Annotated in this window: 10 protein-coding genes and 2 pseudogenes; 4 read left to right on the top strand and 8 right to left on the bottom strand. The window is 69.4% G+C overall.

The features are described 5' to 3' along the window. Positions 1 to 224, bottom strand: a pseudogene (locus G528_RS17850) (ISL3 family transposase); the annotation flags it as partial. A 464-nt stretch (positions 225 to 688) separates the two neighbouring features. Further along, positions 689 to 901, bottom strand: a complete 213-nt coding sequence (locus G528_RS0115290) for a hypothetical protein (protein ID WP_026919715.1) — start codon at positions 899 to 901, stop codon at positions 689 to 691. Between the two features lie 110 nt (positions 902 to 1,011). Here G528_RS0115290 and G528_RS0115295 point away from each other — a divergent pair, with 110 nt between their 5' ends. Together G528_RS0115295 and G528_RS0115300 are read left to right on the top strand one after the other, a co-directional pair. Further along, on the top strand, positions 1,012 to 1,611 hold the full coding sequence (locus G528_RS0115295) for a PepSY domain-containing protein (RefSeq protein ID WP_169515300.1): 600 nt from the start codon (positions 1,012 to 1,014) through the stop codon (positions 1,609 to 1,611). A gap of 140 nt (positions 1,612 to 1,751) precedes the next feature. Continuing rightward, the gene (locus tag G528_RS0115300; protein WP_026919717.1) at positions 1,752 to 2,363 is read left to right on the top strand and encodes a hypothetical protein; all 612 of its coding nucleotides are present in this window, start codon (positions 1,752 to 1,754) and stop codon (positions 2,361 to 2,363) included. A 42-nt stretch (positions 2,364 to 2,405) separates the two neighbouring features. Here G528_RS0115300 and G528_RS0115305 read toward each other — a convergent pair whose 3' ends face one another. Then, positions 2,406 to 3,479 carry a D-alanine--D-alanine ligase family protein gene (locus G528_RS0115305; protein WP_026919718.1) on the bottom strand — a complete coding sequence of 358 codons (1,074 nt, stop codon included), beginning with the start codon at positions 3,477 to 3,479 and terminating at the stop codon, positions 2,406 to 2,408. 39 nt (positions 3,480 to 3,518) lie between these two features. Here G528_RS0115305 and G528_RS0115310 point away from each other — a divergent pair, with 39 nt between their 5' ends. Next, a complete protein-coding gene (locus tag G528_RS0115310) occupies positions 3,519 to 4,835 on the top strand; it encodes a UDP-N-acetylmuramoyl-tripeptide--D-alanyl-D-alanine ligase (protein ID WP_026919719.1) in 1,317 nt (438 codons plus the stop codon). A 22-nt stretch (positions 4,836 to 4,857) separates the two neighbouring features. Here the strand turns inward: G528_RS0115310 and G528_RS0115315 are convergent, their stop codons facing one another. Then, positions 4,858 to 5,316, bottom strand: coding sequence for a superantigen-like protein SSL4 (locus G528_RS0115315; RefSeq protein WP_026919720.1), 459 nt, complete (start codon positions 5,314 to 5,316; stop codon positions 4,858 to 4,860). A gap of 47 nt (positions 5,317 to 5,363) precedes the next feature. Here G528_RS0115315 and tgt point away from each other — a divergent pair, with 47 nt between their 5' ends. After that, positions 5,364 to 6,611 carry a tRNA guanosine(34) transglycosylase Tgt gene (gene tgt, locus G528_RS0115320; RefSeq protein ID WP_026919721.1) on the top strand — a complete coding sequence of 416 codons (1,248 nt, stop codon included), beginning with the start codon at positions 5,364 to 5,366 and terminating at the stop codon, positions 6,609 to 6,611. Here the strand turns inward: tgt and gluQRS are convergent. The 4 genes and pseudogenes from gluQRS to G528_RS17860 all read right to left on the bottom strand — a co-directional run. After that, positions 6,593 to 7,525: a tRNA glutamyl-Q(34) synthetase GluQRS gene (gene gluQRS, locus G528_RS0115325; RefSeq protein WP_026919722.1), complete on the bottom strand. Its 933-nt coding sequence runs from the start codon at positions 7,523 to 7,525 to the stop codon at positions 6,593 to 6,595. The two genes, tgt and gluQRS, sit on opposite strands and share 19 nt — an antisense overlap. Positions 7,526 to 7,533: 8 nt before the next feature. Further along, positions 7,534 to 9,126 (bottom strand): MFS transporter, encoded by a 1,593-nt coding sequence (locus G528_RS17855; protein ID WP_084638268.1) that lies wholly within the window; start codon positions 9,124 to 9,126, stop codon positions 7,534 to 7,536. After that, a complete protein-coding gene (locus G528_RS0115335) occupies positions 9,123 to 9,731 on the bottom strand; it encodes a PadR family transcriptional regulator (protein ID WP_026919723.1) in 609 nt (202 codons plus the stop codon). The genes G528_RS17855 and G528_RS0115335 overlap by 4 nt, the downstream gene beginning before the upstream one ends. Positions 9,732 to 9,827: 96 nt before the next feature. Next, a pseudogene (locus G528_RS17860) lies at positions 9,828 to 10,132 on the bottom strand (phospholipase C, phosphocholine-specific); the annotation flags it as partial.

Below are 10,132 nucleotides of genomic sequence, written 5' to 3' on the forward strand. Positions count from 1 at the left end.
AGCAGGACCGGGTGGCCAGCCGCGGGGATGTCGGTGACTACGCGTTCGGTGTGGTCGCGCAGGCGTCCGGCGATTCCGCAGGTCGGGCAGTGTGGATCGGGATCGAGGACGGTGCACCAGATGTGGGTGCGGTCCTGGGCGTCGATGGCGGCGTCGGTGATCGTGACGCCGAGTTCGGTGGTTCGGCAGATCGTGTCGACGACGGCGGAAGTAGGCTTGTGCATGGGTCCTGTGTGTGCGGTGTGGCTGTGTGAGAACTTCCATCTTCGCACCGCAGGACCCGTCTACATGTTGTGGTCACTTCCGCTGCCGACGCACACCGCCTACGCACTCTCAGATCCGAAGAGCCAATTTACCGTCTCCATGATTCGTGCCCCGGCCGTGAAATTCGTGTCATATTCGACGGTCAATGTCGACGAATAGGGCGAGTCCGGCACAGTTGACAAACCCGAGGTAATTCGTCATCCATATGAAATGCCGCCATATGGTCGAAGCCGAATGAGTGGCACTGAATTATCGGCACTGAATTGTCGGCACTGAATTGTCGGCACTGAATTGTCGGCATTGAATTGCCGGTACTGAATGATCGGTGCCGAAAAGGTGTCCTTGAAGAGATGTGACGGACGAGACGTGACTGAAGAGTGTGATTGAACGGATGATGGGCGTCCGCACGCTCATCCCTGCCGGTTCATCCCCGGTCGCGTGCCGTCGACTGGATCGCGGCGACGACGGCGCCCGCTCCGAGCGCGACGACGACGCCCAGTCCGCTGGTGGGCGACGGCAGGGTGAGGGCGGCTCCCGCGGCAAGGAGGATCAGGAACCACGGAAACAGATAGCGGGCAGGCCCGCGGTCGGCCGCAGCCGCGTCGTCGTTCGCCTTCGGATCGTTCGACCCCGTCATCGCCGCCCCCTTGCGAATCGTCCCCGTTTGAGCCCCGAGCCTAGCGGACCTCGACGGGGATGCCGTCGAGGGCTGTACGCGACGGGGTCGGCCGCCCTAGGGTGGCCGACATGGTGACCAGACGTGATCGCATCGCAGCAGGGATCGCCGCTCTCGCGGCGGCCGCCCTCCCGCTCGCCGCTTGCTCGGGTGACGACGCCGGAACCTCGGTCTCACCCGGCGGACAGTCGTCCTCGGAGACGCCGAGCGTCGGCGTCGATCACGGTGCGGCATCGTCCGCGACACCGAACCCGGACCAGGCGGCCGTGCCGGTGCACTGGCGTGACGCGCTGGCGACGGCGACCGACGAGTTCGACGGGAAGCCGGTCTCGATCAAACTGAAGAACGAGCGCGGCACGTGGCAGTACAAGATCGAACTCTTCGCTCGCGGCACCGAGTTCGAGGCGCGGATCGACGCCTCGTCGGGGAAGGTGATCTCGTCGAAGAGCGACGACGAATCCGATGAACGGATCGTCGACCTCGACGGCATCATCGAACCGAGCCGCGCGGTCGCCGCAGCACTCGGGGAGGTGCCCGGCCGCGTCAGCGAGTGGAAGATCGAGAACGACCACGGCCGCACGATCATCCAGGTGGAGATCGAGACCAGCGGCGACGAGGTGGAAGTCGACGTCGACGCGACCACGGGTGAGGTGCTCGACGTCGACCGGTAGCCGCCCGCTTCGGTAACGGACTGTCGACCGCCGGCGGACCGAGACACCCCCGCCCATTAGAGTGGTCCGTGGACTCGCCGGGTCGGTCGAGGCCACAGCGAGGCGTCCCGACGTGGGGCGCGGCCACATGAGGGGGACAGATGAGATTCGGACGACAGACGGCGGCCGCCGCATTGACGCTGCCGGCGACGGCGCTGCTGCTCGCGGGATGCGGATCGGACGACGCCGCCGCGAATGCCTGTGCGAAACCGTCGGGCGAGGTGCTCGAGGTCGGACACAAGGACGGTGAGCCGACGTTCGGCCTCGCGATCCCGAAGGGGTGGGAGGAGATGACGTCGGGATCCGACGGTGCGCTCCGGCTCGTGGCCCACAGCGGCGGGACCGGCGCCGAGGGCGGCCAACAGGCGGCCGTGACCGTCGAGGACGCGCCGACGCAGGACGTGACCCTGGAGATGAAACGTCAGGTGCAGGGACTCGAGGCGGCGGAGACCGGCATCTCGGATGTGCGGTCCGAAGTCGGCCCCGAGGTGTGCGGGTATCCGACCGGAACGATCACCTACGCCCTGAACGCAGACAAGGCGCCGGGAAACAAGGGGATGCGCATCGAGACCACCGCGACGGTCTTCCTCGTCCCGAAGGACGACGCCGGGTCGACGGCGGCCGTGCTGACCGTCCAGTCGGCGTCACCGGACGATCCGGCGAACCGGAAGGCGCTCTCGACGTTGGTCGACGAGTTCCAGATCGACGCCTGAGGCGAACCCTCCGGCCCGTGCCGCCGGCAGCGGCGGCCCGAATCAGTGGTCGGTGGAGAACGTGCTGCGTCGCCGATGCACCTCGAGGGCCAGTGTGACCAGCCGGTCGATGAGGTCGGGGTACGCGATGCCCGACGCCTCCCACATCTTCGGATACATCGATGCGGGAGTGAATCCCGGCATCGTGTTGACCTCGTTGAGCAGCCAGCCGCGGCCGGCGGGCTCGTAGAAGAAGTCCACGCGCGCCAGCCCCGCGCAGCGCAGTGCGGCGAAGGCGTCGGCCGCCAGCTCCCGAACCTCGGCGATGGCGTCGTCGGGCAGCGGCGCCGGGATCATCAGCTCGGCGGACCCGGTGACGTACTTGTCCTCGTAGTCGTAGAAGTCGCTGCCGGGTTTCACCTCACCCGGCAGGGAGGCGTCCGGGGCGGTGGTGCCGAGCACGGCCACCTCGATCTCGCGGCCGTCGACGGATTCCTCGATCACCACCACATCGTCGTAGCGGAGCGCCTCGTTGACGGCCGAGTCGAGCTCCTCGCGGTCGGCGGCCCGGTTGACACCCACCGACGACCCCATGTTGGCCGGTTTGACGAACACCGGGAATCCCAGCCGGTCGTCCACATCGGCGAGGATCTGCCGGGCGTCGTCGATGCCGTCTCGGAAGACGAGCCACCGGCACTGGGGAATCCCGACCCGCGCGGCGACCTCCTTGGCCATCGCCTTGTCCATGCACAGAGCCGACGAGAGGACACCGCAGCCCACGTACGGCATCCCGAGGAGCTCGAGCATGCCCTGCACGGTCCCGTCCTCGCCGTGCGGACCGTGCAGCAGCGGGAACACGACGGTCAACTCGCCTGCGTCGCCGCGCAGCACCGCGAGGGGGTCGACGGCCGGGCCCGCGATGTCCAGGCTGTTCGGCAGCTCGCCGCCGGCGGCCACGACCGCGGCCGCGTCGTCGTTGCGGAACCACCCACCGGACTTGTCGATTCCCACCGGCACGATCCGGTAGGTGGAACGGTCGGCGGCCGCGAGCACGTGAGCGGCACTGATACGGGAGACATCGTGTTCTGCGGAGACACCGCCGTAGAGGACGACGAGCCGGATGAGGGGGGTGCTCATGGGTGTCACGATACGTGGTTGCTTGTAGCGTGAGTGGTCGTGCACCTCCTCGCCAGTCAGATCGCAGCCGCCACGGGCGGCACCCTCCACGGACCGGATGTGACGGTCGACTCCGCGAGCATCGACTCGCGGACCGCGCACGCCGGACAACTGTTCGTGCCCATCGTCGCGGCCCGCGACGGCCACGACTTCATCGCCGCGGCCGTCGACGCCGGTTCCACGGTGTATCTCACGGATCGTGAACCCGATCCGACGATCGCGGCGACGGCCGTCCGCGTCCCCGACACCGCCGCCGCCCTCGCCGATCTGGGCCGTGCCGTGCGCGCGACGCTGCCGGGCAGTGTCGTCGGGGTCACCGGGTCCGTCGGGAAGACGTCGACGAAGGATCTGCTGGCGGGCGTGTTCGCGACCCGATTCCGCACCGCGTCCAGCCAGAAGTCGTTCAACAATGAGCTGGGGCTGCCGCTGACGCTGCTGGGGGCGCCCGACGACACGGAGGCCGTGATCCTCGAGATGGGGGCGCGCGGCGTCGGGCACATCGCCGAGCTGTGCTCCATCGCGTCGCCGACGGTGGGGGTCCTCACCCGGGTGGAGGCGGTGCATCTGGAGATGTTCGGGTCGCTCGACGGGGTTGCTCGCGCGAAGGGCGAGCTGGTGGAGTCACTGCCGTCGGACGGCCTGGCGGTCCTCAACGCCGACCATCCGCTGGTCATCGCGATGCGCGATCGCACGTCGGCACGCGTGTTGACCTACGGTCTGGACCCGACGGCCGAGGTGCGGGCCACCGACGTGGTCCTCGACGACCAGTTGCGCGCGAGCTTCACGCTGCACAGCCCGTGGGGCTCGGTGCCGGTGCGGCTCGGGGCGCGCGGGGAACACCAGGTCGGCAACGCACTGGCCGCCGCGGCCGCCGGCGGCGGCGTCGGCGTCCCGGTGGAGCAGATCGCCGCGGGCCTGCTGGCCGCGGATCTCTCCGGACTCCGGATGGAACTGTCGACCACCGATGCGGGCGTGACGATCGTCAACGACGCCTACAACGCCAACCCGACGTCGATGGCCGCGGGACTGTCGGCGCTGGCACGCCTGACGGCCGCGCGGCGGTTCGCCGTCCTCGGCACGATGGCGGAGTTGGGCGACGACGGCCCCGCGGCGCACCGGGAGGTGGCGCGGCTCGCGACCGACCTCGGAATCACCGTGATCGCCGTCGACGAGCCGGCGTACGGCGATGACGTGACCCATGTCAGCGGCATCGACGCCGCCGTCGACGCTCTCGGTCCGCTGGGCGAGGGCGATGCCGTCCTCGTCAAGGGCAGCCGGGTGGCGGCCCTGGAACGGGTCGCCGACGCGCTGGCCTGACGTTCGGGGCGGTGCGCGGGCGTCAGATCATGAGGGCGAACGCCTGGCCGCCGCGCGTGCACCGCGACATCTCGCCGCTCTCCTCGGACGGCCCGCACTCCCAGCCGGACACCGACTGCGGTTCGCCGGTCGCGATCAGCGGACCGTACTCCTTGGCGATGGTGCGCGCGGTGTCGCAGTCGAGATCGCCGGATACGACGTGGATCTGCAGCGCCCCGTCGGGGCCTCCGGTGGCCCCGCAGGTCTTCTGTCCGGCGTCGGTGGTGCTCTCCGAGGTGGGCGCCGTCGACGATGCGCGGCTCTGCGGCTTGGGGCCGCCGACGACGGGCACGCTGCTCTCGGCGGAGCCGGGAGCCTTGGCGAACGACGACGGTGACGATTCAGCCGAGGTGGCCTCGTTCTCGGATCCGCACGCGACTGTGGTCAGTGCCAGGGCGAGTCCGAGCAGGGACGCGGCGACGAGTCTGAAGGTGCGAGTCATGCCGTCAACGCTAACGAATTTGGGCCCTCGCGCGCAGTCCTGGGAGAATGATCGCCGTGACAACCAGCGATTTCACCGTCCGCACGCGGCTCGACGGCACGGCCGGGCGCACCGGAACGATCTCGACTCCGCACGGCCCGATCCACACTCCGGCCTTCGTGCCCGTCGGCACCAAGGCGACCGTCAAGACCGTGCTCCCCGAGTCGGTGGCGGCGCTGGGGGCGCAGGCCGTCCTGGCCAACGCGTACCACCTGTACCTGCAGCCCGGGCCGGAGATCGTGGCCGCCGCCGGCGGTCTGGGGCGGTTCATGAACTGGCCGGGACCGACGTACACCGACAGCGGCGGCTTCCAGGTGATGTCGCTGGGTGTCGGGTTCAAGAAGGTCATCGCGATGGATGTCGCGGGCCGGCAGGACGACTCGCTGGTCGCCGAGGGCAAGGAGCGACTCGCCGCCGTCGACGACGACGGCGTCACCTTCAAATCGCATCTCGACGGTTCGCGGCACCGGTTCACCCCGGAGGTGTCGATGGGCATCCAGCATCGGCTGGGCGCCGACATCATCTTCGCCTTCGACGAGCTCACCACGTTGATGAACACCCGCGGCTACCAGGAGACGTCGCTGGAACGCACCAGGCAGTGGGCGATCCGCTGCCTGGCCGAGCACAACCGCCTGTCCGCGGAGCGTTCGCACCGTCCGCAGCAGTCGCTGTGGGGTGTGGTCCAGGGCGCCCAGTACGAGGATCTGCGCCGCAAGGCGACGCGCGACCTCGTCGAGCTGAGTCGGATCGACCGCGACGAGGGCGGTAAGGGGTTCGGCGGCTACGGCATCGGCGGGGCGTTGGAGAAGGCGAACCTCGGCACGATCGTCGGGTGGGTCACCGATGAGCTGCCGCAGGACGCGCCGCGACACCTGCTGGGGATCAGCGAACCCGACGACATCTTCACCGCGATCGAGAACGGCGCCGACACCTTCGACTGCGTCTCGCCGACCCGCGTCGCGCGCAACGGCGCCATCTACTCCTTCGACGGCCGGTACAACATCACCAACGCCAAGTACCGGAGCGACTTCGGGCCGCTCGACGCGGAGATGGACAACTACTCCACCCAGTACACCCGGGCGTACCTGCATCACCTGTTCAAGGCGAAGGAGGGGTTGGCGTCCACGCTGGCGACGCTGCACAACCTGTCGTTCACGGTGACGCTCGTCGACCGGGCGCGCGAGGCCATCGAGGCCGGTCGGTACGTGGAGTACCGCGACGAGTTCCTGGCGCGGTACTACGCCGGATCGCGCTGACGGGGCGGGATGAAGACCCAGGGGTCGCGGGGGAGTGCCGCCGGCTCGAATCGGTGCAGCATCGTCTCGAGGGTCGGCGACCGATCGGAACCGGCGAGACCGAGGGACTCCGCGATCCACGTGAGCGCCGCCCGCTCGTCGACCCCGTGGTCGGCGAGGTCGGCCAGGGTGACGGCGCCGTCACGTTTGGCCAAGCGGACGCCGTCGGCGTTCAGCACCATCGGGACGTGGACGTACTCGGGCGGTCGGTGTCCCAGAAGCGTCGCCAGGTAGGCCTGCCTGGGGGCGGACGACAGCAGATCGTCGCCCCGGACCACCTGGTCGATCCCGGCGGCGGCGTCGTCGACGACCACGGCGAGGTTGTACGCGGGCGTCCCGTCGCCGCGCATCAGGACGAAGTCGTCGACGTCGCCGGTCACCTCTCCGTGACGAGCGTCGTGGACGGTGAACGATGCGACGTGCGACCGCAGCCGGATCGCGGCCGGCCGGGTCGCCCGGCGTTCCTCGCGTTCGGCGTCGCTGAGCTCGCGGCAGGTCCCGGGGTATGCGCCCGGCGGCGCGTGCGGTGCGCTCGGCGCCTCCAGGATCTCCCGGCGGGTGCAGAAGCACTCGAAGGTGGCGCCGGCGTCGACGAGGCGGTCCACGACGGCTCGGTACTCGTCACGTCGATGCGACTGCCAGATCACCTCGCCGTCCCAGTCGACGCCGAGGGCCCGCAGGTCGGCGAGTTGACGGTCGGCGGCGCCGTCGCGCACGCGGTCGAGATCCTCCATGCGGAGGCCGAACGTCCGGCCCGTCGCCCGCGCGAACAGCCACGCGAGGACGGCGGTGCGCAGGTTTCCGATGTGCAGATCACCCGACGGTGACGGTGCGAAGCGGCCGGCGCCGCGGCCGGGTCCGGGAGCGGTGGACATCGGTTCGCTCACACCGCGCTGTCCGAGCCCGGGTGCCCGACATCAGGCGTCTCGGCATCCGGTGTTCCGACATCTGGGGTTCGGGCATCTGGGGTTCGGGCGGCCTCCCGCTTCTGCTCGGCCAGGCGCGCGCGGAACTCGGGACGGGTGCTCTCGGGGCGTTCGGTGAAGATCACCGCGATCACCCCCACCAGCATCACCAACGCCGGGACCAGCATGGCCTGCCCCATCGCGGTGGAGAACGGACTCACCAGGAAGTCGGGCAGCGTTCCGCCGCCGACCGCGGCATCGGTGGTGCTCGCGCCGGGCACATTCGCCTCCAACCGCGACTGCATCGCCGCGGCGATGGCGGCGGAGCCGATCACCGCACCGATCTGACGGGTGGTGTTGTAGATGCCGGCTCCCGCGCCGGCCTGCCGCGGTGGCAGGTTGCGCGTCGCGGTCGTCGCCAACGGCCCCCACATGCCGGCGTTGGCGACGCCCATCAGTGCCGACGGCAGCAGCAGCATCGGGATCGGGGTGTCGGCGTTCATCATGCCGACGTACCAGAACAGCGACACGCTGAACAGGCCGAGACCGGGAATCAGCAGGTACCGGGGATCGGTCAGGTCGAGCAGTTTGCCGGCCAACGGTGCCAGGACGCCGGCCAGCACCGCCATCGGGATCATCAGCAGCGCCGACTCGGTGGGCGTGAGTCCGCGTGCGAGCTGGACGAAGAACATCAGCGGCAGCGTCATGCTCGTGACGGCGAACCCGACGACGGTGATGCCGATGTTGGAGATCGTGAAGTTCCGGTCGCGGAACAGTTCGAGCGGGACGAGCGGCTCGCTGGTGGTCTTCGACTGCTGCCACAGGAACAGCGCCATGACGGCGAACCCGCCGATCACCATCGTCCACACCCAGGCGGCCCAGTCGTACTTCTCGCCCTCCTGGAGACCGAACACGATGAGGAACATCGCGATCGTGCTCATCACGATGCCGACGGCGTCGAACCGGTGGGCGTGCGTCTCGAGGCGCGGGACCAGACGCCAGGCGGCCAGGAAGCCGATGACGCCGACCGGCACGTTGACGAAGAAGATCCACTCCCAGCCCGCATGGTCGACGAGGAGTCCCCCGGCGAGCGGTCCCACCAGCATGGCGACACCGGCGACCGACCCCCACAGGCCCATCGCCGCCCCGCGCTGGTGCGCGGGGAAGGTCCGGGTGATCACCGCCATCGTCTGCGGGGTCACCAGGGCGGCGCCGAGGCCCTGGACGGCGCGCCAGGCGACGAGCATCCAGAGGCTCGTCGACAGACCGCAGCCCAGTGAGGCGAGCGTGAAGACGCTGATGCCGATCAGGTACAGGGTGCGGGGACCGAAGCGGTCGCCGAGCCGCCCGGTGATGAGCAGCGGCACCGCGTAGGTCAGCAGGTAGGCGCTGGTCACCCACACCACGTTGTCGAGGTTGCTGGTGTCGGGGTCCAGAGCGCTCTTGATGGCCGGGTTGGCGACGGCGACGATCGTCGTGTCGACCAGGACCATGAAGAAGCCGATCACCAGGGCCCACAGTGCGGGCCAGGGGTTTGCGGGCAGATCGTGACCGGTGGTGTGTGTCGTCATGAGTGGAGGCCCAACGGGTCGGGGGGTGTCTGAGCGGTGACGCCCCAGGTGAATTCGGGATCGGCGAGTCGGTCGAGCAACTCGCCGGTCCAGGTCAGATCGGTGGCGAGGAGATGTTTCTGGCGGTCCACCTCGATCAGGAACTGGTCGCCCACCCCGAGCTCCGCCGCGGCGGCGAGGTTCTCGCGATGGGCCTGGAGGTCGGCGGCCAGGGCGTCGCGGCGTCGGCTGAGCAGTGCGACGACCTCGCCGCGGTCGAGATTGTGCGCTTCGGCCAGCGCGACGCGGAACCGTTCGGAGTGCGTGTGCTGCGGGAGCTGGGCGCGGACCCAGTCGATCACGGCGTCACGTCCGGCCGGCGTGAGCGAGTAGGTGGTCCGCTCCGGGCGGTTGCCGTCGCGGTCTATGCCCACTTCGTCGACCAGTTTCAGCTGGTGGAGGCGTCCGACGGTGTGGTACAGCGTGCCGTTGGTGATCGAGACGATGCGCTCGTCTCGTCGCCGTCTGAGCACGCGGACCATCTCGTACGGGTGCATGTCGTCTTCGCGGAGCAGCGCCAGGACCATCACCGCGAGCGGTGTGAGGCGGGGTGCGCCGGCCGACATCGAATACTCCACTTCATATAGTCCAGATGGACTAGTGGACTATAGATCCGGCGCCGGACGGCCGTCAACCGTGCGGGCTCTGCGGCGGCGAAGCCCTCAGCCGGCCGATTGCCGACGCAGGGGGCTGGTGCGGGCCGGCCGGCCGGTCTCCAGCCGGCCGGTGAAGTACTGGCGCCCCCTCGGGCCGCGCACCGTCACCTCGTACCACCCGTCGCGGACCGCCGTCGCCGTCACATCGGTCCCGTCCACCGCCACCGTCTGCGCCGAATGATCGAGCGTCACCCGAGCGCTGGAGCCCCCGGGGGCGATGGTGAGATCGCGCAGGAAGCGGTCGGGTCCGGTCACGATCACGCGGGTGGTGGTGCGGTGCAGACGGATCCGTCGTGTCCCGGTGACGGTGT

Origin of the sequence: Gordonia shandongensis DSM 45094, from assembly GCF_000423025.1 — a bacterium.
In the GTDB taxonomy this organism is placed as follows: Bacteria; Actinomycetota; Actinomycetes; order Mycobacteriales; family Mycobacteriaceae; genus Gordonia; species Gordonia shandongensis.